The sequence below is a fragment of the Achromobacter sp. 10T422 genome, from assembly GCF_056394065.1.
In genome coordinates this window covers 328,639-351,139 of record NZ_JBFTHD010000005.1, presented here as the reverse complement: position 1 = coordinate 351,139, position 22,501 = coordinate 328,639, and the positions used below count along the sequence as shown (strand labels likewise).

General features: G+C 63.3%; 22 protein-coding genes and 4 tRNA genes. 10 read left to right on the top strand and 16 right to left on the bottom strand.

The annotated features are described in order from the left end of the window. Window positions 1–4 precede the first annotated feature (4 nt). Window positions 5–1,633, top strand: a complete 1,629-nt coding sequence (locus AC1DB0_RS15260; RefSeq protein WP_447982168.1) for an FAD/NAD(P)-binding protein — start codon at window positions 5–7, stop codon at window positions 1,631–1,633. On the opposite strand, the gene AC1DB0_RS15255 is transcribed toward AC1DB0_RS15260, so the two are convergent. Beyond that, window positions 1,542–2,306 (bottom strand): IclR family transcriptional regulator, encoded by a 765-nt coding sequence (locus AC1DB0_RS15255; protein WP_082387195.1) that lies wholly within the window; start codon window positions 2,304–2,306, stop codon window positions 1,542–1,544. The two genes, AC1DB0_RS15260 and AC1DB0_RS15255, sit on opposite strands and share 92 nt — an antisense overlap. A 79-nt stretch (window positions 2,307–2,385) precedes the next feature. Next, window positions 2,386–3,012: a cysteine dioxygenase family protein gene (locus AC1DB0_RS15250; protein ID WP_342066702.1), complete on the bottom strand. Its 627-nt coding sequence runs from the start codon at window positions 3,010–3,012 to the stop codon at window positions 2,386–2,388. Window positions 3,013–3,201: 189 nt separating this feature from the next. Between AC1DB0_RS15250 and AC1DB0_RS15245 the strand changes: the two genes are divergently transcribed. From AC1DB0_RS15245 to AC1DB0_RS15235, 3 genes are all read left to right on the top strand, one after another. Beyond that, window positions 3,202–3,981 (top strand): SIR2 family NAD-dependent protein deacylase, encoded by a 780-nt coding sequence (locus tag AC1DB0_RS15245; RefSeq protein WP_175171393.1) that lies wholly within the window; start codon window positions 3,202–3,204, stop codon window positions 3,979–3,981. A gap of 109 nt (window positions 3,982–4,090) precedes the next feature. Beyond that, window positions 4,091–4,687: a helix-turn-helix domain-containing protein gene (locus AC1DB0_RS15240; protein WP_447982170.1), complete on the top strand. Its 597-nt coding sequence runs from the start codon at window positions 4,091–4,093 to the stop codon at window positions 4,685–4,687. 96 nt (window positions 4,688–4,783) lie between these two features. Next, window positions 4,784–5,032 carry a hypothetical protein gene (locus AC1DB0_RS15235; RefSeq protein WP_175171395.1) on the top strand — a complete coding sequence of 83 codons (249 nt, stop codon included), beginning with the start codon at window positions 4,784–4,786 and terminating at the stop codon, window positions 5,030–5,032. A gap of 12 nt (window positions 5,033–5,044) precedes the next feature. Here AC1DB0_RS15235 and AC1DB0_RS15230 read toward each other — a convergent pair whose 3' ends face one another. After that, on the bottom strand, window positions 5,045–5,929 hold the full coding sequence (locus AC1DB0_RS15230; RefSeq protein ID WP_476757234.1) for a LysR family transcriptional regulator: 885 nt from the start codon (window positions 5,927–5,929) through the stop codon (window positions 5,045–5,047). A gap of 136 nt (window positions 5,930–6,065) precedes the next feature. On the opposite strand from AC1DB0_RS15230, the gene AC1DB0_RS15225 reads away from it, so the two are divergent. Further along, complete coding sequence (locus AC1DB0_RS15225; RefSeq protein WP_054426566.1) at window positions 6,066–6,662, top strand: short chain dehydrogenase; 597 nt, start codon at window positions 6,066–6,068, stop codon at window positions 6,660–6,662. A gap of 162 nt (window positions 6,663–6,824) precedes the next feature. Here the strand turns inward: AC1DB0_RS15225 and AC1DB0_RS15220 are convergent. The 3 genes from AC1DB0_RS15220 to AC1DB0_RS15210 all read right to left on the bottom strand — a co-directional run bounded on the left by AC1DB0_RS15220 (window position 6,825) and on the right by AC1DB0_RS15210 (window position 7,486). Then, a tRNA-Arg gene (locus tag AC1DB0_RS15220) sits at window positions 6,825–6,901 on the bottom strand. A 295-nt stretch (window positions 6,902–7,196) separates the two neighbouring features. Then, window positions 7,197–7,273 (bottom strand) — tRNA-Arg (locus tag AC1DB0_RS15215). A 136-nt stretch (window positions 7,274–7,409) separates the two neighbouring features. Further along, a tRNA-Arg gene (locus tag AC1DB0_RS15210) sits at window positions 7,410–7,486 on the bottom strand. A 306-nt stretch (window positions 7,487–7,792) separates the two neighbouring features. On the opposite strand from AC1DB0_RS15210, the gene acpA reads away from it, so the two are divergent. Next, on the top strand, window positions 7,793–9,535 hold the full coding sequence (acpA, locus tag AC1DB0_RS15205) for an acid phosphatase (protein ID WP_476757233.1): 1,743 nt from the start codon (window positions 7,793–7,795) through the stop codon (window positions 9,533–9,535). 47 nt (window positions 9,536–9,582) lie between these two features. Here acpA and AC1DB0_RS15200 read toward each other — a convergent pair whose 3' ends face one another. Both AC1DB0_RS15200 and AC1DB0_RS15195 read right to left on the bottom strand, forming a co-directional pair. Further along, window positions 9,583–9,747 (bottom strand): hypothetical protein, encoded by a 165-nt coding sequence (locus tag AC1DB0_RS15200; RefSeq protein ID WP_476757232.1) that lies wholly within the window; start codon window positions 9,745–9,747, stop codon window positions 9,583–9,585. Between the two features lie 15 nt (window positions 9,748–9,762). Next, window positions 9,763–10,275, bottom strand: a complete 513-nt coding sequence (locus AC1DB0_RS15195) for a DUF2199 domain-containing protein (RefSeq protein WP_441371489.1) — start codon at window positions 10,273–10,275, stop codon at window positions 9,763–9,765. A gap of 87 nt (window positions 10,276–10,362) precedes the next feature. Between AC1DB0_RS15195 and mnmH the strand changes: the two genes are divergently transcribed. Further along, a complete protein-coding gene (gene mnmH, locus AC1DB0_RS15190; RefSeq protein ID WP_476757231.1) occupies window positions 10,363–11,409 on the top strand; it encodes a tRNA 2-selenouridine(34) synthase MnmH in 1,047 nt (348 codons plus the stop codon). Window positions 11,410–11,484: 75 nt separating this feature from the next. Here mnmH and AC1DB0_RS15185 read toward each other — a convergent pair. The 6 genes from AC1DB0_RS15185 to cysS all read right to left on the bottom strand — a co-directional run bounded on the left by AC1DB0_RS15185 (window position 11,485) and on the right by cysS (window position 17,410). After that, window positions 11,485–11,577, bottom strand: a tRNA-Ser gene (locus AC1DB0_RS15185). A 91-nt stretch (window positions 11,578–11,668) separates the two neighbouring features. Beyond that, entirely contained in the window at window positions 11,669–12,934 is a 1,266-nt protein-coding gene (locus AC1DB0_RS15180) for an aspartate kinase (protein WP_054426748.1), read from the bottom strand. Window positions 12,935–13,081: 147 nt separating this feature from the next. Beyond that, entirely contained in the window at window positions 13,082–14,056 is a 975-nt protein-coding gene (gene tilS, locus AC1DB0_RS15175) for a tRNA lysidine(34) synthetase TilS (protein WP_476757305.1), read from the bottom strand. 232 nt (window positions 14,057–14,288) lie between these two features. Continuing rightward, complete coding sequence (locus tag AC1DB0_RS15170; protein ID WP_054426570.1) at window positions 14,289–15,254, bottom strand: acetyl-CoA carboxylase carboxyltransferase subunit alpha; 966 nt, start codon at window positions 15,252–15,254, stop codon at window positions 14,289–14,291. Window positions 15,255–15,290: 36 nt separating this feature from the next. Beyond that, complete coding sequence (locus AC1DB0_RS15165; protein WP_054426750.1) at window positions 15,291–15,935, bottom strand: DNA-3-methyladenine glycosylase family protein; 645 nt, start codon at window positions 15,933–15,935, stop codon at window positions 15,291–15,293. A 20-nt stretch (window positions 15,936–15,955) separates the two neighbouring features. Then, complete coding sequence (gene cysS, locus AC1DB0_RS15160; RefSeq protein ID WP_476757229.1) at window positions 15,956–17,410, bottom strand: cysteine--tRNA ligase; 1,455 nt, start codon at window positions 17,408–17,410, stop codon at window positions 15,956–15,958. Window positions 17,411–17,726: 316 nt separating this feature from the next. Between cysS and AC1DB0_RS15155 the strand changes: the two genes are divergently transcribed. The 3 genes from AC1DB0_RS15155 (at window position 17,727) to AC1DB0_RS15145 (ending at window position 19,820) form a co-directional block, all read left to right on the top strand. Then, window positions 17,727–18,410 (top strand): tetratricopeptide repeat protein, encoded by a 684-nt coding sequence (locus AC1DB0_RS15155; RefSeq protein ID WP_054426572.1) that lies wholly within the window; start codon window positions 17,727–17,729, stop codon window positions 18,408–18,410. Between the two features lie 134 nt (window positions 18,411–18,544). Further along, window positions 18,545–19,054: a peptidylprolyl isomerase gene (locus AC1DB0_RS15150; protein ID WP_054426573.1), complete on the top strand. Its 510-nt coding sequence runs from the start codon at window positions 18,545–18,547 to the stop codon at window positions 19,052–19,054. Next, a complete protein-coding gene (locus AC1DB0_RS15145) occupies window positions 19,047–19,820 on the top strand; it encodes a UDP-2,3-diacylglucosamine diphosphatase (protein ID WP_054426574.1) in 774 nt (257 codons plus the stop codon). Before AC1DB0_RS15150 ends, AC1DB0_RS15145 begins: the two co-directional genes overlap by 8 nt. Before the next feature lie 136 nt (window positions 19,821–19,956). Here the strand turns inward: AC1DB0_RS15145 and AC1DB0_RS15140 are convergent, their stop codons facing one another. Further along, window positions 19,957–20,820, bottom strand: a complete 864-nt coding sequence (locus AC1DB0_RS15140; protein WP_054426575.1) for an undecaprenyl-diphosphate phosphatase — start codon at window positions 20,818–20,820, stop codon at window positions 19,957–19,959. Window positions 20,821–20,839: 19 nt separating this feature from the next. Further along, on the bottom strand, window positions 20,840–22,426 hold the full coding sequence (locus tag AC1DB0_RS15135; protein ID WP_054426576.1) for a TerC family protein: 1,587 nt from the start codon (window positions 22,424–22,426) through the stop codon (window positions 20,840–20,842). Between the last annotated feature and the right edge of the window lie 75 nt (window positions 22,427–22,501).

Here is a 22,501-nt window from a genome sequence, read left to right as displayed (position 1 = left end):
CGGCATGATGCAACACGCAGACCTAGCCATCGTGGGCGGCGGCTCCGTCGCCGTCAGCTTCCTCTACCAGTTTCTGCTGTCGACGGAATCGGCGGACGCGCGCCGTCCGCTGACGATCGCGCTGTTCGAACCGCAAGCCGAGCCTGGCCCGGGCGGCGCGTATCAGGACGACCTGCCCAGCAATCTGCTCAACATCCCCGCCGGCAATATGTCGGCGCGGGCAGACCAGCGGATGGACTTCGTCGAGTGGCTGCGCGGGCAGGATGCCGAGTGGCTGCGTGGCTATGGCGTTCAAGCCATTGCGCCGTCGGACTTTCTGCCGCGCCCCCTGTTCGGCGCGTACTTGCGCGATGTGTACGCGCGCTGCCAGACGCTGGCGCGGGCGCTGGGCGTGTCGCTTGCGCATGTGCCACAGCGGGTGCAACGCGTGTCGCCCTTGCCTGATGGCGGGATGCGTATCGAGCCGGATCAAGGCGCGCCTTGGCAGGCCCGCTACGCGGTGCTGTGCAATGGCAACCTGCCCTCGCAAGCGTTTCCCCACTTGCAGGATGCGCCGGGGTATTTCAACAGCCCCTATCCCGTCGCGGAATTGGCGCGCGGCATCCAGCCGGATGCCTCCGTTTGCATCGTTGGCACCAGCCTTAGCGCGGTGGACGCCATCGCGGCGTTGACGCGCTCGGGCCATCGCGGCCCGATCCTGTGCGTGTCGCGCAATGGGCGGCTGCCGTCGGTGCGCAGTCCGCACAATCAGCCGCCGGCCGCGCTGCGCCACTTAAGCCGCGACGGCGCACGGCAACTGGCGGCAGACCATGGCGGCGCACTATCGGTGGAAGTGATTTTGCGCGCGTTGCAAGATGAGGTGCGCGCCATGAACGGCGCGCTGGATGCGGACGACGTGTTGGGCTTGGCCGCCGATGCGCACACCGCGCTGGACGACGAGATACGCCGATCATCAGGCGCCGCACGCCCCTGGCAAGCCGTGGCGGCCGCCACCAACGCGGCGGTGGATCAGATCTGGCATCTGATGCCGGACGCCGAGCGCCATCTGTTCCATTCGCGTTTTCGGTCATTGTGGATGGCGCGGCGCGCAACCTTCCCGATGCGCAACGCGCTCACCCTGCAAGCCTTGTTCAAGACCGGCCAGCTGCAAGTGCGTGCAGGCTATCTGGATACGCGTTACGACCCGGCCGACGGCCAGTTCCATACGCGGCTGCGTGAGGCGCAAGCAGACACCACCACGCGCAGCCCTTACCTGATCAACGCCACCAGCTTCTCGGTGGATGCCGCGCGCACCGGCGACCCGCTGATCTCCGCCTTGCTGCGCGAGGGCCACGCATGCGCCGACCCATTTGGCGGCATGGCATTGGACTACGACACGGGTTGCGTGAAAACGGCGCATGGCGCCGTGCTGCGTCAGCTATCCGTGCTGGGCAGCCTGGCGGGCGGCACGTACTTCTGGACCACGTCCATGGATGTGAACGCGCGGCTGGCGCAAGATCAGGCACAGCGCATCGCTGCCGCACTAACGCAGCCCGTGCCGCTTATTGATCCAGATAGCCGCGCCGATATCCCATCCCCTGAGAGATGGACTGCGCACAGGCCGACACATCCGGCGCCAGCTGCTTCATCCTAGCGGCGCTCAGGCGGTCAAGCGGGCCAGAGATGCCCACGGCCGCCACGGGCTGGTCCAGGCTGTTGAACAGCGTCACGGCCAGCCCGCCCACGCCCTCGCGCCATTCGCCGCGATTCACGGCGTAACCGGCGCGGGCAATCTTGCGCAGTTCATCTTTCAGCAAGGGCATGGAAACGATCGTGGACGGCGTGTGGCGCACCAGCTGCTCGGCGTAACGCTCGACATAGCCTTCGGGCTGATAGGCCAGCAGCGCCTTGCCGGTGGCCACCGCATACGCCGGCGCGCGCCCGCCCACCATCGAGTACGCGCGGATGGGCTGCGGGCTGTCGATCTTGTCCACGTAGACCACATCAAAACCATCCAGCACCGACAAGTGCACGGTCTCGCCCGTTTGATCGGCCAGCGTGCGCATGAAGGGCGCGGCCAGCTTGCGCACGTCCAGCTGCGCCAACTGGCGGGCGGCCAATTCAAACAGGCGCACCGCACCGCGATAGCCGCCGCCGTCGTCGTCTTTGATGACGTAGCCCGCGTGGATCAGCGTCTGCAACGTGCGATGCGTGTTGCTGCGCGTGAGCCCGACCCGGGCGGCCAGCGCATCGATGGTGCGCGGCGGATTGTCCACATCGGTCACCGCCTCCAAAACCATCAATCCCTTGAGCAGCGTCTTGTCCATCTTGATTTTCCTAATATTTAGGACGGGAACATAGCACGAGACGCGCCCGGGCGGACAGCGCTTTCGGGCGCCGCGGCGCTCAGGCCTTCAAGCCGGGAATGGTGGCGCGCACAGCCGCCGAACGATCCCACAGGTTCGGCAGGCTGGGCGACGAATAGCCCGACACAAACGGTTTGGGCTGGCCGGTTTCGGGGTCATACACATGGCGCGACACCGCGCCGATGTTGCCGCCATACAGATGCACGCTGATCGACACGCGGTCGGCAAAGGCATTGGAAACGCGGTGGATGTCACCCTCTTGCGGCGACAAGCGCTCGACGTCACCGGGCTGCAAGGTGGTGGGCTCGCCCGCCGCCGTCAACCGGCCATCCGCATGGCGCACGTAGCGCTGATTGATTTCGGCGCCACGCAACATACCCACGTAGCCCCAGACCTCGTGGTCATGCACCGGCGTGAATTGGCCCGGCCCCCACACGAAGCTCACCAGCGAAAAGCGCTCCAGCGGATCGCAATGCAGCAGGTATTGCTGGTAGTACTGCGGATGCGGTGCGGTACAGGCGTCGGGCAGCCAGTCGTCGTGGCGCACCAGATCGGCAAACGCGGCTTGCAGCGCGGGCGTCTGCGCCAAGGCGTCTGGCGTCGCCAAGCGAGTCGCCGTCGCGATGAAACGGCGAAGCCGGTCCAGGCCGGTAACGGAATCGGGCATTGCGGGTCTCCAGATCGATGGGAATATCCCAGATGAGAAAAGCAGTATCCACCATTCGGGACGCCCATGCACAGGTGAGCCTGACGCGAGTGTGGTGATCACGCCGATACCGGCGCACGCCACGTCACGCCAGGCTTGACAGGCCGGCGCCCCAGCGCGCAGCGTATCGGACTGTCTTGAAGGTTGGAAATGAAAAACCCGCATCACGATATTCCGCCCGCGTTGGCGGACGCATTACGCGGCGCGCAGCGCGTCGTGATCTTTACTGGCGCCGGCGTCTCCGCCGAAAGCGGCATCGCCACGTTTCGCGATGCGCTGACGGGTTTGTGGTCGCGCTTTGACGCGCAAGCCTTGGCCACCCCCGAGGCGTTTCGCGCGCAGCCCGACGTGGTCTGGGGCTGGTATGAATGGCGGCGTGCGCAAGTGCTGCGCGCCGCGCCGAACGCCGCGCACCATGCCATCGCGGCATTGGCGCAGCATGTGCCCGAACTGATCGTCGTCACACAAAACGTGGATGACTTGCACGAACGCGCAGGCAGCAAGCATGTGGTGCATCTGCATGGCAGCCTGCACGCGCCGCGCTGTTCCGTATGCGCCGCGCCCTATGTCTTTGGCGATGAGATCCCAGTCGAACCCGACGAAGGACGGCGCATCACGCCGCCCGCTTGCACCGCATGCGGCGCGCCGGTGCGCCCCGGCGTCGTGTGGTTTGGCGAAAGCCTGCCGGGCGACGCCTGGAGCACCGCGTTGCGCGCGGCGGAACAATGCGATGTGCTGTTTGCCATCGGCACATCAGCGCTGGTCTATCCCGCCGCGGAATTGCCGCAACGCGCCTTGGCCGCAGGCGCCACAGTCGTGCAGGTGAACCCCGGCGTGACACCGCTGGACCCGCACGCGCACTGCAATCTGCATGGCCTGGCCGCCGACGTGATGCCGCGTGTGCTGGCCGCCGCAAGTGAACATTTGTGAACATCTGCCCATCTGATCTGCGGTAGAAAGAAGCCAGCTGCACCACTCGAGGGGAAACCCCAAATCTCACCGCTTGGCCACCGCGATACAGTGGCGAGTGGTTTTGGCTGTGGAGAGCATCATTCCGTTTTCCTGGAGACTTCCCGACATCTTCGTGCGTTCATCAGACGGTGCCTTGCATCGTGTGGTGCGCCACGCCACGACCACCGAAACCATTGCCAAACTTGAGAGTATTCCCAGCAATTACCACCTGGATTGCGAGTGCAAGCTGGACAACGGTGAAACGCTTTCCTGGATCGGAAATAACCAGTATCGTCAGACTAATGGCGGCGCAATTTATACCGCCGAAACCGACGTCACGACGCCTCGTGGCGATGCCCGCAAAGGCAGCGCCAAGCGGAATGCGCCGGAGGCATACCGGGCGGCCCCGCACCAGAAACTGAATGCCGGGCACAGTCCGCTACCACTAGCTGTCATCAATCTAAAAACCGGCAACGATTGGAGTTTGATACGCGCCTGGCGCGAGCACCTCAATATCTCCACTGCGGATATGGCGGCTCGTCTGGGAGTAGATCACTCCATCTACATTGAATTGGAACGGCCACGTCCAAGGCCTCGGCAAGTCGTCCTGGACCGCGTGTCGGAGGCGTTAGGCGTGTCACCAGACCAACTCGATGATTCATTGTTAGGAGGGCGGCTTCAATAGCGCCACAGCGGGGGCATCCGCCTTTCCGCTACGCACGTTGAAACGTCCACGTGACTTTGGCGCCGCAAAAAAGACGGCCCGCAGGAGGTACTGAGTATGCTCGGCACCGCAAGACGCTTGACCGATGTGCTTGTCACATCGCCTGATGGCACCCTGTATCGCATCGAACGCTTCGTTGCGGATCTTGATGCGTATTCCGCGCTGGGCACGTCCCGGTTCGACCCCAAGATGCATTGCATCTGCCGCACGAGCTCAGGTGAAAAAGTCACCTGGCTGGGCGGCCAGGCGTATCAGATGCTGAAGAACGGCATCGCGCTGACGGCGGTAGACCGGCGACGGCGCTGAACGCCCCCTTCCCTATCGCGTAAACCGATCCACCAGAAAGTCTACGAAGGTCGTGAGCTTCGGCAGCGCCTGCCTGTCCTTTGGATACAGCAGCGAGATCGGCCGCGCCACGGGCCAGTACGGCTGCAAGATCGGTACGAGCCTGCCTGCGCGCACATCGTCGCCCAGCAGCAGCTCGGGTTGCAGCACGACGCCAAAGCCCGCCAGCGCGGCTTGTCGCAAGGCCTGGCCATTGTTCGACACGAAGCGGCCGGTGGGGTAACCCACCCGGCTGCCATCGTTGCTGGCCAGTTGCCAGCCCGTGCGGCGGCTCCAGTAGGAAAAATCCAGGCATTGATGACGCATCAGATCATCAGGCGAGGCCGGTGTGCCATAGCGTTCCAGATACGCGGGCGCGGCGCAGATGATCATCTGGTAGCGCCCGATCGTGCGCGCGACCAGCCCCGAGTCGGCCGGCTCGCCAATACGCACGGCAAGGTCGTAACGCGCGGCGACGATGTCCTCGACCATATCGCTCAGCACCAGTTCAACGCTGACATCGGGATAGACGGACAGGTAATCGGTAATGGCGGGCGTGAGCGAGAACGATCCGAAGGTGACCGTTGACGTGATGCGCAGATGCCCGCGCGGCGTCAGCCGCAAGGCCTCGGCGCCCTGCTCGGCCTCACGGATATCCGACAAGATGGTTTTGCAGCGCGCGAAATACGCCTGCCCCGCTTCGGTCAGACTTTGCCGGCGCGTCGTGCGGTTCATCAGCCGCAGGCCCAGCCGCGCTTCAAGGCCCTTGATGTGCTTGGCCGCCATCGCGGCAGACATCTGATGGCGCGCGGCGGCCGCCGTCAGGCTGCCCAATTCCACAACCGCCACAAAGACTTCCATGCTGAGCAAGCGGTCCATGAATTACGCACCCTGAGTGTGAAGTGTTTCCACCATTCCCGGATTTTTCCATGGAAATCGAACGGCGAGAATGCTTGCATGCCCTGGCGCTTGGCCGGGGCGCCCTTTTACAAACCAGCAAGCTCGGGAGCACTCCATGAAAATCATCCTTATCGGCGCCACCGGCACCATCGGCCGCGCAGTGGCGGAAGCGCTGGGCCAACGCCACGACATCATCTCCGTCGGCAAAACCCATGGCCAATATCAAGTCGACGTGACGCGCAGCGACAGCATCCGCGCCTTGTTTGAACAGGTCGGCAAGGTGGACGCCATCGTCTCCACCACCGGCGCGCTGCACTTCGGCCCGCTGTCGGAGATGACGGCCGAACAATTCAAGATCGGCTTGCACAACAAGCTGCTGGGCCAAGTGGACCTGGCGCTGATCGGCCAGCACTATGTGAACGCAGGCGGCTCCATCACGCTGACCAGCGGCATCGTCAGCGACGAACCCATCCGCCACGGCGCCAACGCATCCGCCGTGAACTCCGCCATCGACGGCTTCGTGCGCGGCGCAGCAGTTGAACTGCAAGGCATCCGCATCAACTCGGTCAGCCCGACCGTGCTGCAAGAATCGATGGGCAGCTACGGCCCCTTCTTCCCCGGCTTCGAAGCCGCCCCCGCCAGCCGCGTCGCTCTGGCGTATTGCCGCAGCGTGGAAGGCGTGCAAACGGGACGGGTGATCCGGGTTTGGTGATGGGGTTTAGTGATCGTTTTTGGTGATCGGGCTCAGTGACTCCGATCCTGCGATCAGACAAAAGAAAAGCGGCTTGATGGATAACCATCAAGCCGCTTTTTTGTCTTGCTTTGCCTTTCGGCTGAACCGCGATATCAACATCATCGCAAGTTCTGAATAAGGTGGCGCGCCCGGCAGGATTCGAACCTACGACCCCCTGGTTCGTAGCCAGGTACTCTATCCAGCTGAGCTACGGGCGCTCCGAAAGAGGCGTGTTTATAACATGAAAAAAACACATCACGCAAATCGCTTGGGGAAACTCGCGAAGTGCTGTGCGAATTTTCTGCTTAAACGCTTTGCTTGAGCCCTTTGCTTCGGTCCTTTGCTTCGGTCCTTTGCTTAGGCTCTCTGCGTAACTTTCATGCGAAGTATCTTCGCCGCCTGTTGCAGCTTCTGCATCGACATGCATTGGCTGTCACTAAACAAAAAGGCCTTCGATTCAAGATCAAAGGCCTTTCCATTTTTACCGCTGTTGTCTTGCGACATTCTTTGCTTTGGCGCGCCCGGCAGGATTCGAACCTACGACCCCCTGGTTCGTAGCCAGGTACTCTATCCAGCTGAGCTACGGGCGCTCCGACAAAGAGGCAAAATTATATCAGAAAATTTTGCCGCTGTAAGCTTGATGCGGTTGTTTTTTACTTTCGTGTTTTTCGCGGCTTTCGCTGCAATTCACACCCAACAACATCAAACATTCCAGCATTGCAATCTTGGCGCGCCCGGCAGGATTCGAACCTACGACCCCCTGGTTCGTAKCCAGGTACTCTATCCAGCTGAGCTACGGGCGCATCAAAAAGCAAGCCTTGAATAATAGCGTTGTTTCAGAAAACGTGCAAGTCGAGCGATGAAAACATCGCATTGCACACGCACCTTGCGCACGCCCCATTTACTCGCCCTCTACGCCCGCATTCAGCTTCATGCCCTCCGCATTCAGCTTCACAACATTCACGCTCAGCTTTCCGACAGCGGATGGTCACACCGATTGAACCTTGTCTCTTTAGCCTAGCGGCCGTTAACGATGCCGGCTGTCATCCGGCGATCTCGCAGCGCAATGACAGTGCGCTGCGCCACCCGCTAGCTGAAGAGCCTCTTTCATGTCTGACAAAGAAAAAAATTCCGGCGCGCCGACCGACGCCACGGATAACGCATCCCCCGTGCGCGCCACGCGCCGCGGCTTCCTGACCGGCATCGCCGCACTCGGCGCCAGCGCCGCCGCGATGGGCGCGCTGTCCGGCTGCTCAAGCGATGATGACAATGACAGCACCCCCAGCACGCCCGCGCCCGCACCCACGCCAGACCCCACGCCCACGCCCGCCCCTGACCTGACGAAGCAATTGCGCGACAACGTGAAGACAGTCGTCGTGATCTTTGCCGAGAACCGCAGCTTCAACAATCTGTTCGCCAACTTCCCTGGCGTTGAAAAGCCCTTGTCCGCACTCACCGCCGCCGACACCACGCAGTACGATCGCGACGGCATGCCGCTGTCCGTGCTACCGCCCGTGTGGAACGGCATGGTGCCCACATCGCAACAGGCCAACCACATCACGTATCAAGTGGATCAGGCCGCGCCCTACATGAACAACCTGGCCAACGCGCCATTTGCGCTGCTGGGTCCGCAAGGCGAACCGCTGCCGCAAGGCGTCGTCACGCGCGACTTGTGGCATGTGTTCTATCAGAACCAGATGCAGATCAACGGCGGCAAGAACGACCGCTTCGTCGCATGGGCAGATTCCGGCGCGCTCGTCATGGGGTACTACAGCGACTCGGCGTACAACCTGCGCCTGTGGAAGCTCGCGCAAGAATTCGTGCTGTGCGACAACTTCTTCCAAGGCGCGTTCGGTGGCTCGTTCCTGAACCACCAATACCTGGTGGCAGGCCGCCCGCCGTTCTATCCGGATGCTGCGGACTCGGTCGCCAAGACGCAGATCGCGCAGCTGCAAAGCGCCGACCCCACCGACACGCGCCTGCAACCCAAGGCCACGTCGCCCGCCAGCGCGCTTACCGGTATCCCGCAGTTCGGCGCCAGCGCATTGACGCCGGACGGCTACGGCGTGAACACGATGGCCCCGCCCTACTGGCCATCATTCAGCCGCGACACCACTGACCCCACGCTTGCCGACGCCACCAGCCCGCAAACGATGGTGCCCCAAGCGCACAACAACATCGGCGACCTGATGACCGCCAAGGGCCTGGATTGGGCTTGGTACGCCGGCGGCTGGCAGGCCGCGGTCGACTCCACCGCCAGCACCGGCTTTCCGTCGTCGCCCAACTTCCAGGCGCATCACCAGCCCTTCAACTACTTCAAGAGCACCGCCCCCGGCACCGCCGCGCGCACCGCGCATCTGCGCGATGGCGGCCTGGGCGATCTGTCGTCCACCAACAAGTTCCTGGCCGACGCCGAAGCCGGCAAACTGCCCCCGCTAACGTTCTACAAGCCGCAAGGCAACTTGAACATGCACGCGGGATATGCCGATGTGGATTCGGGCGACCGCCACATCGCGCACATCGTCGACAGCCTGAAGAAGAGCGCGCAGTGGGACAACATGGTGGTCGTGATTACTGTGGATGAAAACGGCGGCTGGTGGGACCACGTGGCCCCGCCGCAAGGCGACCGCTGGGGTCCAGGCACGCGCGTTCCCGCGCTGGTCGTCTCGCCGTTTGCGAAGAAAGGCACCGTGGATCACACCGTGTACGACACGGGTTCCATCCTGCGCCTGGCCACCCGCGTGTTCGACCTGCCGATGCTTGAAGGGCTGAAGGCGCGTGACGACGCGATGACGGCTCGTGGGCAGCAACCCATGGGGGACCTGACGAATACGTTGCAGTTCAGCGCGTAAGGGATAACGACGAAGGCGTGCGCCGCTGCGACGCACGCCTTCGGTGTTCAGTACAACGCCAGCGTCGGCCGCCTGCCTGCGCTGCCGTTCCACGTGACCGGCAATCCGGCCGCTTCAGCCGTGCGAACGATCAGCGCGCCCGCCGCCAGACACGCACGCACCCGCTCCACATCGCCGCCGCGCGCAACTTGGAAAATATCGTCAACGTTCAAAAGGGGCTAGCAGAATTAAGCGCCATCGGCGCCATGCACCAGCATCGCGTAGATTTCCGCGACCCGCTCCACGGATATCCCCTCGCGCTGCTCAACGGCAAGCGGATGGCTGGTGGGTTCCAATTCAATCAGCGGCCGGATACCGCCGTCACGCAAATGCACATGCGTCTTCAGACTCAGCGTGTCGGGATACGGCGACAGCTGCGTATTCAGCCAGCCAAAGAGCGGCGGCGTTTGCGAGCGCTCTGGCGCATCGGACGTGCGCACCCAGGTCTCGTAGCTGGCCAGGCTCACCGACACCCACACGCCCCACACAAACGGCTCAGCATGTCCATGAATGGGAAGCTCAATGCAGCCACGCACGAAAAAATGCTGTTCATCGATCACGCAATCATCGCTGCCCAGATCGCCGCGTTGCGGCCGTTCTTCAGGCGCGATGCGGTAATAGCTTTCGGGCGCATCGGCGCCAAAACTCGGCAAGCCGTGGTGAACCTGATTGCAGGTCGCGCAATGAAAAGAGAAATCCATGTCCGGGTTCGAAGGTATGTGTGATGCGGGAAAGCATTATTCTAGTGGCCGTCTCCCACCGCATTCCTCCTCGCATCGGCCGTCATCGTGAAACACCTGTTAGTCACCCTGGACAAGCTGCACGACTTCGATGAAATCATCGACGTGCGTTCGCCGCTTGAATACGCCGATGACCACATCCCCGGCGCCATCAACGCGCCCGTGCTCAGCAACGAAGAACGCGTCGTCGTCGGCACGCTGTACCGCCAGACCTCGCCATTCGAGGCCTCACGCACCGGCGCCGCCATCGTGGCCCGCAACATCGCCCAGCACCTGGAAACCACCTTCGCCGATCGGCCGCAAGGCTGGCGCCCGTTGATCTACTGCTGGCGCGGCGGCAAACGATCCGGCTCCATGACGCTGATGTTCAACATGATCGGCTGGCGCGCACGCCAATTGGACGGCGGCTACAAGAGCTACCGCCGCGCCACCCTGGACGCATTGGAAGCCTTGCCTGCGGCGTTGCGCTTTGTGGTGTTGGTTGGCCCCACCGGCAGCGGCAAAACGCGCTTGTTGAGCGCGCTATCTCAAGCCGGCGCCCAAACGCTGGACCTGGAACAACTGGCCGCGCATCGCGGCTCATTGCTGGGCGCCCTGCCCGGCATTGCGCAGCCCACGCAAAAGCACTTCGACACGCTGCTCGCAGAACGCCTGTGCACGTTCGACACCACGCAACCCGTCTTCATCGAAGCCGAAAGCCGCAAGATCGGCGCCATCGAAATCCCGCCCGCTTTACTGCAAGCGATGCACCAAGGCGCGTGCGTCGATGTTGTCTCCACCCGCGAAGCGCGCGCCGCGTTCCTTCAACAGGACTACGCGCAACTGTTCGAAAACCCCGAATGGTTGAAAGCCCAGCTGCAACGCATGCTGGGCCTGCACAGCCGTGACGTGATCAAAAGCTGGCAACAGATGGTGGACGACGGCCGCCGCATCGACCTGGCCCGCGAACTGATCGACCGCCACTACGACCCCGCCTACACCCGCAGCAGCAATGCGCAGTACACGCAGCTGCCGCAAGCCACGCCGATGACGTTCAGGCCGAATGATGAGGATGTGGTGGAACAGGCGCAAAAACTGCTATCCGCGCTGCAATGAAAAAAACCCGCAATCGATTTCGCGATTGCGGGTTTTTTAATTCAGCGCTGGGTGTTTAGGCCAGCGCCGAAGATCTGGCGGAGACGGTGGGATTCGAACCCACGATGCAGTTTTTAGCCACATACTCCCTTAGCAGGGGAGCCCCTTCAGCCTCTCGGGCACGTCTCCGAAAAGAGAACGAGATTCTAGCACGAATTTTTTAGGTGTGTCCCGCAAGTGGGGACATCATGCAAAAAAATTCGTGCCGGAGCCGTTGCCTTTATTCCTTGGCGGCCGGCGCCTGGTCCAGGCCAAAGGCCTTGTGCAGTGCGCGCACGCCCAATTCCATGTACTTGTCGTCGATGATGACCGACGTCTTGATTTCGCTGGTGCTGATCATCTGGATGTTGATGCCTTCTTGCGAAAGCGTCTGGAACATCAAGCTGGCGACACCGACGTGCGAACGCATGCCGATACCCACGATCGAGACCTTGGCGACCTTCTCGTCGGTGGACAGTTCACGCGCGCCCACGGCGGGGATGACTTCGCGCTTGAGCAATTCCACGGCGCGCGCAAATTCATTGCGGTTCACGGTGAACGAGAAGTCGGTCGTGCCAGCCACGGACTGGTTTTGCACGATCATGTCGACGTCGATATTGGCGGCGGCGACAGGGCCCAGGATGGAGAAAGCGATGCCCGGTTTGTCGGGCACGGCCAGCAGGGTGATTTTGGCTTCGTCGCGGCTGAAGGCGATGCCGGAGACAACGGCGGCTTCCATTTTTTCGTCTTCCTCAAAAGTAATCAGCGTGCCCGAAGTCATTTCTTCGTCGAGCGGGATGAGCGGGTCGGTCAGCGAGGACAGGACCCGGACCGGTACACGATATTTGCCGGCGAATTCAACCGAGCGGATCTGGAGGACCTTGGAACCCAGCGATGCCATTTCCAGCATTTCCTCGAAGGAAACGACGGCCATGCGGCGCGCTTCAGGCACCACGCGCGGATCGGTCGTGTAGACGCCATCCACGTCGGTGTAGATCAGGCATTCGTCTGCCTTGATGGCGGCAGCCACGGCCACGGCCGAGGTATCCGAACCACCACGGCCCAGCGTCGTGATGTGGCCTTCCGGGTCGATGCCCTGGAAGCCCGTCACGATGACCACGCGGCCAGCGTCGAGATCGCCGCGGATGCGGGCGTCGTCGATGGAGCTGATGCGGGCTTTGGTGAACGACGAATCGGTGCGCACGGGCACTTGCCAACCGGCATAGCTACGCGCCGGCACGCCTTCGGCCTGCAACGCAATAGCCAGCAAACCGCTGCTGGCCTGCTCGCCGGTGGCGGCGATCATATCGAGTTCGCGGCCGTCGGGCTGGGGCGAAATTTCGCGCGCCAAGCCTAGCAGGCGATTCGTTTCGCCCGCCATTGCCGACGGCACTACAACAACCTGGTGGCCGGCGGCATGCCACTTCGCGACGCGACGCGCCACGTTTCTGATGCGCTCAACCGAGCCCATCGAAGTACCGCCATATTTGTGAACGATCAGGGACATCTCGTACTCTGGCTGGGAACCCGCCGCGAAAGTGATGACGGGCAAAACCATACATTCTAGCGCGACGGTAAAAATTTGCTCAATTTGAGGAAATTTATGTTCATTCTGCGGCTATTTTTCTACGGATTCTTTCCGAAACGGCAGTTTTCATCGCCGCGTTTCCACCCAGACACGGCCGCGATGGCAGCGGATGACATGGCCCGCCTGCTCGACGCGCAATTGGCGGTCATGCCCCAGGCTATGCAATTCACGCAGCTGGCGCAGCAGGTCGCGCAGGCGCGCATCCGTCGGCATGCGCGCGCCGTTCTGGCTCAGCCAGTGGCGCAGCACCTGCGCCTGACGCGGCGCGGACAACTCGCGCCACGCCTTTAACGAAAAACTGGCGCCGTCATCACTCGGGTCAAGGCGCGCAAAATCTTCGCGGGCAACTTCATCCAGGATCTGGGCCGCTTCGGCCATGTGACCGGCGTGGCGCGCGACGATGGCGCGCCAGCCGGGCCAGCGGCTGTCCAACACCGGCGCCAGCAATTCGCGCAGCGCGGCGCGGGTGTAGTGGGGGTCGGCGTTGGTGGGATCTTCTACCGGACGCCAGCCGCAGGCCGCTTCGACGGCATCAGCGGCTTGCAAAATAACGGCGCGGTCCTGGCCCAGCCACGGACGCAAATACGTCAGGCCGTCGCGCTGGGACACCGGCGCCATCGCCGCCATACCGGCCAGCCCGGTTCCGCGCAGCAAACGCAGCAACACGGTTTCGGCCTGGTCGTTGCGGTGATGCGCCAACAGCACGTGGGCCACGCCCTGCGCATGCGCCAACTGCGCCAGCGCGGCGTAACGGGCGTCGCGCGCGGCGGCCTCGACACCCTTGCCGCCGGCCTGCTCGACCTGCACACGCGCCTGGGCGACTGGCAGGTCCAGCAAGCGGCCCAGCGCGTTGACGTGTTCGCTCCAGGCATCGGCAGCGGCCTGCAAGCCATGGTGCACATGGAACAAGGCCACGCCGACGCCAAGTTCGCGCGCAACCGCCGCTGCGTGCACCGCCAGCATGGCCGAGTCGGCGCCCCCACTGAGCGCCACGCCGATGCGCGCAGGACGCTCGGGCAGCGCCAGCAAGGCTTGGCGCAGCGACGTGATCAAGGCGGGAACAAGAGGGAGCCCTGCGGGTGGCGAAGCCGGCAGCGCGTCTGGTGACGCGACTTCTTCGGCTCGCGGAGCCTGCCCCCCGGCTTGCGGCGCCGAATGCGACACGCCCGACTCGGCCGCAAGGGGCGTGTCGGGCGTGGGCCGGGCAGTCATGCGAGAGGGCGCGGTGGACGCGGCCGTGGCGCTGGCGTGTTCGCCCGCGCCGCTGCCTGCATCAGGCGCGCACTTCCTGGTAGGCGCCGTAGGACAGCAGGCGTTGCACGCGCTGTTCAACGAGCTGTTCGGGCGTCATGCCTTGCAGCTGGCGCAGGGCGTCGCCCAGTGCGCGGCGCAGCAGGCGGGCCATGACGCGCGGGTCGCGATGGGCGCCGCCCACCGGTTCGTTGACGACGCGGTCAACCAGGCCCAGGTCCTTCAGGCGCGGCGCAATGATGGCCAGCGCTTCGGCGGCGTCAGGGGCCTTGTCGGCGCTGCGCCACAGAATGGATGCGCAACCTTCGGGCGAGATCACCGCGTAGGTGGCGTATTGCAGCATCAGCACGGCGTTGCCCACGGCAATCGCCAACGCGCCGCCCGAGCCGCCTTCGCCGATGATCGTGCAGATCACGGGAACCTTGAGCTCGGCCATGGCGTACAGGTTGTGGCCGATGGCTTCGGACTGGCCGCGCTCTTCAGCGCCGATGCCGGGGTAGGCGCCCGGGGTGTCCACGAAGGTGAACACGGGGATGCCGAATTTTTCAGCCAGGCGCATCAGGCGCAGGGCCTTGCGATAGCCTTCGGGACGCGGCATGCCGAAATTGCGGGCGGCGCGTTCCTTGGTGTCGCGGCCTTTCTGATGGCCGATGATCATGCAGGGCGTGCCGTTAAAGCGCGCCAGACCGCCGATGATGGACTGGTCGTCGGCGTACATGCGGTCGCCGTGCAGCTCATGGAAGTCGGTGAACATTTCGCGCACGTAGTCCAGCGTGTAGGGACGCTGGGGGTGGCGGGCGACAAGCGCCGTTTGCCACGGCGTGAGCTTGGCGTAGATTTCCTTGGCCAAGGTCTGGCTCTTTTGCTGCAGACGTCCGATCTCGTCGGAGATGTCTACCGCAGAATCGGCCTGCACGTAGCGCAGCTGCTCGATCTTGTTCTCAAGCTCGGCCAGCGGCTGTTCAAATTCCAGAAATGTATTGCGCATGTAGTGTGGTTCCGTAGATGGGCTGCCTGGTGTGCATCAGTATTGAACCGGTGTCGGTTCCAGACTGCGCCACAAGTACCAGGTCGCCACGGTACGCCAGGGTTGCCACGCCAGCGAGACTTCGCGAGCCTCGAAGCGCGAGACAGGCTCGCCACTGAAATAATGTAGCGAGATTGCCTTGAGCAATCCGGGATCATCCAGCGGCAGAACGTCAGGCCGCTGTAGATTGAAAATCAAAAACATCTCCGCCGTCCAGCGCCCAATGCCCCGGATGGCGACTAATTCAGAAATAACGGCCTCGTCGTCCATGGCCGCCCATTTCTCGGGATGCACCCGGCGTTCGCCGAAGTGCACCGCCAGATCCAGCACGTATTCGGCTTTGCGCTGGGACAGGCCGGCTTTGCGCAGCCCGTCCACCCCCACACGCAGCACGGCTACGGGCGTCGGGCGCTTGCCCACCGCTTCGATGAATTTGGTCCAGACCGCGTCGGCCGCCTTGGCGGACACCTGCTGGCCGATGATCGCGCGCGCCAGCGTAATGAATGGCGTGCCGCGCGAGGTCAGCCAGACTTCGGGGTGCTGGGGGATGACTTTTTTCAGGATGCGGTCGCGCCGCATCAGATGGGCGACGGCCGCTTCCCAATACTCAGGCTTGGGAACGTCGATTTCAGCGGTGGACATGTCGGGGGTATCCACTGGGCTCAAGCCCGCCGCCATTGCGTCAAGCCACCCGGCTTGTCGTCGAGTTCGATACCCGCCTCGCGCAGTTCGGCGCGGATGCGGTCGGCTTCGGCGAAGTTGCGGGCTGCCTTGGCGGCAGCGCGCGCGTCGATCAGCGACTGGATGGCGTCGGCGTCGAGCGTGGCGCGCGGGCCTTGCTCGATGGCCGCGGCCGAATAGCGGGTGGGCGACTGGAAGTACGCGGCCGGGTCTTGTTGCAGCAAACCCAGCAACGACGCCAGGGCCTTCATCTGGCCGGCGCTGCGTGCGCATTTGTTGCGGTTGGCGTCGGACGCCAGCTCGAACAGCGCTGCGATCGCGCCCGAGCTGTTGAAGTCGTCGTCCATGGCGGCCTTGAAGGCCTGGGCCTGCGGCTCGTTCCAGTCGATGCCTTGATCGTCGGCAGGCACGTTCTGCAACGCCTGGTACAGACGGTCCAGTGCGTTTTGCGCGTCGATCAGGTTGTCGGGCGTGTAGTTCTGCGAGCTGCGGTAGTGGTTACGCACAATGAAGAAGCGCACCATTTCGGCTTCGCGCGGGTTCACGCGGTAGTTGGCGTCGTCAGCGGCCGGGTCGCCCAGCGCCACGGTCTGGCGGATGGTGCGGAAGTTGCCCAGCGACTTGGACATCTTGTCCGAATCGACCATGAGCGGGCCGCAGTGCATCCAGATGTTGGCCAGCGTGCCGCCGAAGGCGCCTTCGGTCTGGGCGATTTCGTTTTCGTGGTGCGGGAACTTCAGGTCAGGACCGCCGCCGTGGATATCCAGGGGCAGGCCCAGCAGCGACTTGCTCATCGCCGAGCATTCAATATGCCAGCCGGGGCGGCCCATGCCGTAGGGCGATTCCCACTTGGTGTCGTCGGGTTCGTCGGCCTTGGCCGATTTCCACAAGACGAAGTCCAGCGGGTCGCGCTTGGCCGAGCCCACGGCGACGCGTTCGCCCGCGCGCAGGTCGTCCAGCGTCTTGCCGGAAAGCTTGCCGTAGCCGGCAAAGCCGCGCACGGCGTAGTTCACGTCGCCGTCGTCGGCCTGGTAGGCCAGGCCGTTTTGCTCGAGCTTGCCGATGATGTCCAGCATGTCGCCCACGTATTGGGTGGCGCGCGGTTCGCGGTCGGGCGATTGCACGCCCAGCGCGCGTTCGTCGGCGTGCATGGCGGCAATGTAGAACTCGGTGACGTCACCGATGCGGCGGTTGGTTTCAACGGCGCGGCGGATGATCTTGTCATCGATGTCGGTGATGTTGCGCACGTAGTCAACGGCCAGGCCGCTTGCGCGCAGCCAGCGCTGCACGACGTCGAACGACACCAGCATGCGGGCATGGCCCAGATGACAGAAGTCATATACGGTCATGCCACACACGTACATGCGCACCTGACCAGCCTGGGCCGGTTTGAACGGTTCTTTGGTACGCGATAACGTGTTGTAGATTTGCAGCATGGCGCTTATGGATTCGTCTAAATATTCCGTGGCGGATTCGGAAAGTTGCTCGCGAAGGACAATACCTTCGAAGCGTGCCGCCTGCCCCCGATCACGCCCGTGGCATGATCAGCCGGATTCAGCCCTGCTTTCAGGCTCCGCAATCGGCCCGGCGCCGACCCCGGCCTGGTCGCTATACGCGTTGTCACACGAGGTCTCGGACCCAATGCCGAACCAAAAACGCAACCGGGGCTAAAATGGCGGTCGTCAAGTATAGCAAGCGGCCCGGTCGCGCGCGTAAGTGCGGCTCGGCCACGACTTTTAACGGATAACCTACGTGACTATCAAGCCGCGTTTTTGTGTCGCCCTGCTCGCCCTGGCTTTGGCCGGCGCGCCGGTTGCAACCGCCCTTGCCCAGTCCATGGCCGGCGGCTCGGGGGCCAACCCCAACGCCACCCGGACCACGCTGGACCCCATCCCGCCCGAAGGCGGCTGGGAAGGCCTGGCCAACCTGCTGGAAGCCGCCAAGCCGGGTGTCGACACGCGGCTCACGCCTTCGGCCTCGCAAATTACCGGCCGCATTGAAATGCTGTTGAATCGTGGCGACAACGAAGAAGCGCTGGCGATGATTGAAAAGCGCGAAGCGCAGATCAAGGATCAGCGCGGCACCGATGTGCAGCTGATGTTCCAGCACGCGCGCGCGCTGGCCGCCCTGAACCGCACGGGCGAAGCCATCGATATCTATACCGACATGACGACGCGTTTCCCCGAGCTGCCGGAACCTTGGAACAACCTGGCCGCTCTATATGCCAGCCGCGGAGAACTTGAAAAAGCGCAAGATGCCCTGCAAATGGCATTGCGCGCCGACCCGGGTTATGCCGCCGCCCGCGCCAATCTGGGCGATCTGCAACTTCTGCAGGCAATGCAAACCTACAAAAAGGCCGCCCGCGATGGCGTGCCGGGCATGCAGGACAAAGCCCGCGAAGTCGAAACCATGCTGAAGGATAAACAAGGCAAATGATGTCCCGATACTCTCCTTTCCACCTGCTGCGCCTGACGGCGTGCTCGTTCGCGCTGGCCGCATTTGCCCCAGCCCTCGTCAGCGCCGCCCCTGCGGCCACCTCTTCCACCTCCACTTCTGAAGGCACAAAAGCCATGAGCACCAATCCCCGCGTCAAGCTCGTCACGAACCAAGGCGACATGGTCATCACCCTGGACGCCGCCAAGGCGCCCAAGACCGTCGAAAACTTCCTGACCTACGTCAAGGAAGGTTTCTACAACGGCACGGTGTTCCATCGCGTGATCGACGGCTTCATGATCCAAGGCGGCGGCTTCGAACCCGGCATGAAGCAAAAGCAAACCCATGCCCCGATCGAAAACGAAGCCAACAACGGCCTGAAGAACGACAAGTACACCCTGGCGATGGCGCGCACCAGCGACCCGCACTCGGCCACCGCCCAGTTCTTCATCAACGTGTCGAACAACGATTTCCTGAACTTCACGTCGCCCACGCCGAACGGCTGGGGCTACGCTGTGTTTGCCACCGTCACCGAAGGCACCGACGTTGTTGAGAAGATCAAGGGCGTGAAGACCGGCAACAAGGGCTTCCACCAGAACGTGCCGAACGAAGACGTGATCATCGAGAAGGCCGAAGTTCTTGAATAAGATTGCCCTGTCCGGTCCGATCTGGCTGGCGTCCGACCTGCATCTGGGGCCGGCCACGCCGGCTACCTCGGAGGCCTTTCTGGCCTTCTTGCAGGCCGCACAAGAAGACGCTGCCGCCCTGCTGCTGCCGGGCGACATCTTCGATGCCTGGATTGGCGACGACGTGATTCGCGCCGCACCGCCGTGGCTTGCCACGGTGTTGACGGCGCTGCGCGAAACGGCCGCACGCATTCCCGTGTGGCTGGGCCGCGGCAACCGCGACTTCCTGATCGGGCAAGAGCTGGCCGATGCCGTGGGCGCCAAGCTGCTGCCGGAACCCGCCCTGCTGGAAACCGACTTCGGCCAGGTGCTGCTGACGCACGGCGACGAATTCTGTACGGACGACGCCGCGTATCAGCAGTTCCGCACGATGGTTCGCAATCCGCAGTGGCAGGCCGAATTTCTGGCCAAGACCATTCCGGAACGGCTGGCGATGGCGCAGCAGGCCCGTGGCGAAAGCCAGGCGGCCAACCAGACGAAGTCCATGGAAATCATGGACGTCAACGGCGCAGCAGTTGACGCCATCTTCCGCGAGACCGGCGTGCGCGTGCTGGTGCATGGCCACACGCACCGCCCTGCCCGCCACGTGCTGGATATCGACGGCAAGAAGCGCGAACGCTGGGTGCTGCCCGACTGGGACTTCGACCACGTGTCGCCCCCGCGCGGCGGCTGGCTGGTCATCGACCAGGACGGCCTGGAGTTCTACGATCTGGAAACGGAATCGTAAGACGTCAGCCGCAAGCCCCGGCCGTAAGACGTCAGCCTCAAGACCCGGCCGCACGACGGCCTCAGGCCTTGCCGGCACGCCAAAGCAAAAGAGCCTCGCACTGCGAGGCTCTTTTTTATCGTGCGGCGCTAACGATTTAGCGCGTGAAGATCCAGGCCGCGACCACCGCGCCGAACACGATGCGATACCAGGCGAACACGCGGTACGTGTGGTTGGCCACGAAGCGCAGCACCGCGCGCACCACGACCATCGCGCTCAGGAAGGCCGCGATGAAGCCCACGGCAATGCCCGACAGGTCGTGCTGGGTCAGCGCGCCGAAGTTCTTGTACATGTCGAACACGGCCGCGCCCAGCATCGTGGGCATGGCCAGGAAGAACGAGAACTCGGTGGCGGTCTTGCGCTGGATGCCGGCGATCATGCCGCCGATGATGGTGGCACCCGAACGCGACGTACCCGGAATCATCGCGAAGCACTGCGCCACGCCTACGCCCAGCGCCTGCTTCCAGGTGATCTGCTCAAGCGTGTAAGCGGACGCCCGTTCGTCCGATGCCGTGTCATCCGCCGCGCCCGGCTGGTCGCCCGGCGTGTGGTGCGTCTTGCGTTCAACGTACAACATGATCAGGCCGCCCAGCACCAGCGTCACCACCACCACGCCGGGGTGATAGAACACCGATTTGATGGTCTTGATGAAGATGGCGCCGATGACGGCCGCCGGCAGGAAGGCGATGATCAGGTTGCGGGCGAAGGCCACTTCGCTGGGCACGCCGGTCAGCGCGCCGCGAATCAGCTGCATCAGCCGCGCGCGGAACACCCACATGACGGCCAGGATGGAACCCAGCTGGATGACGACTTCGAACACCTTGCCGTCGCCGGACTGGAAGTTGATCCAGTCGCCCACCAGGATCAGGTGGCCGGTGCTGGAGACGGGGATGAATTCCGTCAGGCCTTCAAGAATGCCAAGAATGAAAGCCTTGATCAGGTAGAGCGCGTTTTCAGTCACGATGCGTGGGCGGTCCTGGTTAGTCGTTGGCTAAAGAGGCTTCGTCGGACAACATTTCCTGGGGCCGTTTTTCCACGCGCACCAGCGCGATTCGGCGGCCATCCATTTCCAGGACTTCGAAGCGGAAATGCTGATGATGGATTTCGTATTCGCAGACGTCGCCGGGCTTGGGCAGGTGGCCAAAGCGCGACAGCAGGTAGCCGGCCAGCGTCGAGAAGTCTTGCGCTTCGTCGACCAGCCCTTCGGTTTCCAGCACCTGCTCAACGTGGTGCAAGTCCGCTGCGCCGTCGATCTTCCAGGTGTTGTCGCCGTCGGCCACGATGTCGGGCAGTTCGTCTTCGTCGGGGAATTCGCCGGCAATGGCTTCGAACACGTCGATGGGCGTGACCAGGCCTTCGATGGCGCCGAACTCGTCAGCCACCAGCACGAGCTGTCCGCGCGAACGCTTGAGCGTGTCCATCAGGCGCAGGATGCCGATGGACTCGTGCACGATGATCGGGTCGCGCAGGCGGTTGCGGCGCACGCGGCCTTCGGTGATCAGGTCGGCCACCAGGTCCTTGGCGCGGGCAATGCCCAGCACTTCATCCAGCGACCCGCGGCAGACCGGGAAAAAGCTGTGCGGGGCTTCGGTCAGCTGGCGGCGGATGAGTTCGGGATCGTCGTCGATGTTGATCCACGACACATCCGTGCGCGGCGTCATGATCGACCGGATGGACCGTTCGGCCAGCGTCAGCACGCCGCTGACCATGTTGCGTTCTTCGACGCCGAAGGCCGGCATGGACGGGCCATCCGCGTTGGGCAGATCGGGTTCGTCGCTGGCCGGCGGACGCTTGCCCAGCATGCGCAGCACCGCCGAGGCGGTGCGTTCGCGCATGGGACGGCCACCGTCCAGCTTGAGCAGGTTGCGGCGCGCAACCTGGTTCAACGCTTCGATAGCCACCGAGAAACCGATGGCGGCATACAGGTAGCCCTTGGGCACCTTGAAGCCGAACGCTTCCGCCAACAGCGAGAAGCCGATCATCAGCAGGAAGCCCAGGCACAGCACCACGACGGTGGGGTGCGCGTTGACGAAGCGCGTCAGGGGCTTGGACGCCAGCAGCATGATGCCGATGGCGATGACGACGGCAATCATCATGATGGCCAGGTGGTCGACCATGCCCACTGCGGTGATGACGGAGTCCAGCGAGAACACCGCGTCCAGCACCACGATCTGCGTCACGATGACCCAGAAGCTGGCGTACACGCGCGGGCCCGACGAGCCGGCATGCTGCCCGCCCTCCAGGCGCTCGTGCAGCTCCATGGTGCCCTTGAACAGCAGGAATAGACCGCCCACCATCAGGATCAGGTCGCGCCCGGAAGGCGACACGGGTCCGACGGTAAACAAGGGGGTGGTCAAGGTGACGAGCCACGACATGACGGACAACAGGCCCAGGCGCATGATCAGCGCGAGGCTCAGCCCCATGATGCGCGCGCGGTCGCGTTGCGCAGGGGGAAGTTTGTCCGCCAGGATGGCGATGAAAATCAGGTTATCAATGCCCAGGACGATCTCAAGGACGACCAGGGTAAGCAAGCCGACCCACGCTGCGGGGTCTAGCAGCCACTCCATCAGGAGCTCCAGAAGTTACACGACCGGTAATCGTACATGGAAAATTCGTGACATGCCGGTGACACGCCCCCGTCC

Bases quoted from the DNA above. Each gene is read 5' to 3' on its own strand.
- AC1DB0_RS15180 (WP_054426748.1), bottom strand. From the start codon at position 12,934: ATGTCCCTGATCGTTCACAAATATGGCGGTACTTCGATGGGCTCGGTT.
- AC1DB0_RS15230 (WP_476757234.1), bottom strand. From the start codon at position 5,929: ATGGACCGCTTGCTCAGCATGGAAGTCTTTGTGGCGGTTGTGGAATTG.
- cysS (WP_476757229.1), bottom strand. From the start codon at position 17,410: ATGCTGCAAATCTACAACACGTTATCGCGTACCAAAGAACCGTTCAAA.
- AC1DB0_RS15260 (WP_447982168.1), top strand. From the start codon at position 5: ATGATGCAACACGCAGACCTAGCCATCGTGGGCGGCGGCTCCGTCGCC.
- AC1DB0_RS15235 (WP_175171395.1), top strand. From the start codon at position 4,784: ATGCTCGGCACCGCAAGACGCTTGACCGATGTGCTTGTCACATCGCCT.
- AC1DB0_RS15170 (WP_054426570.1), bottom strand. From the start codon at position 15,254: ATGCGCAATACATTTCTGGAATTTGAACAGCCGCTGGCCGAGCTTGAG.
- AC1DB0_RS15165 (WP_054426750.1), bottom strand. From the start codon at position 15,935: ATGTCCACCGCTGAAATCGACGTTCCCAAGCCTGAGTATTGGGAAGCG.
- AC1DB0_RS15250 (WP_342066702.1), bottom strand. From the start codon at position 3,012: ATGCCCGATTCCGTTACCGGCCTGGACCGGCTTCGCCGTTTCATCGCG.
- AC1DB0_RS15225 (WP_054426566.1), top strand. From the start codon at position 6,066: ATGAAAATCATCCTTATCGGCGCCACCGGCACCATCGGCCGCGCAGTG.
- AC1DB0_RS15195 (WP_441371489.1), bottom strand. From the start codon at position 10,275: ATGGATTTCTCTTTTCATTGCGCGACCTGCAATCAGGTTCACCACGGC.
- AC1DB0_RS15150 (WP_054426573.1), top strand. From the start codon at position 18,545: ATGAGCACCAATCCCCGCGTCAAGCTCGTCACGAACCAAGGCGACATG.
- AC1DB0_RS15245 (WP_175171393.1), top strand. From the start codon at position 3,202: ATGAAAAACCCGCATCACGATATTCCGCCCGCGTTGGCGGACGCATTA.
- AC1DB0_RS15135 (WP_054426576.1), bottom strand. From the start codon at position 22,426: ATGGAGTGGCTGCTAGACCCCGCAGCGTGGGTCGGCTTGCTTACCCTG.
- acpA (WP_476757233.1), top strand. From the start codon at position 7,793: ATGTCTGACAAAGAAAAAAATTCCGGCGCGCCGACCGACGCCACGGAT.
- AC1DB0_RS15255 (WP_082387195.1), bottom strand. From the start codon at position 2,306: ATGGACAAGACGCTGCTCAAGGGATTGATGGTTTTGGAGGCGGTGACC.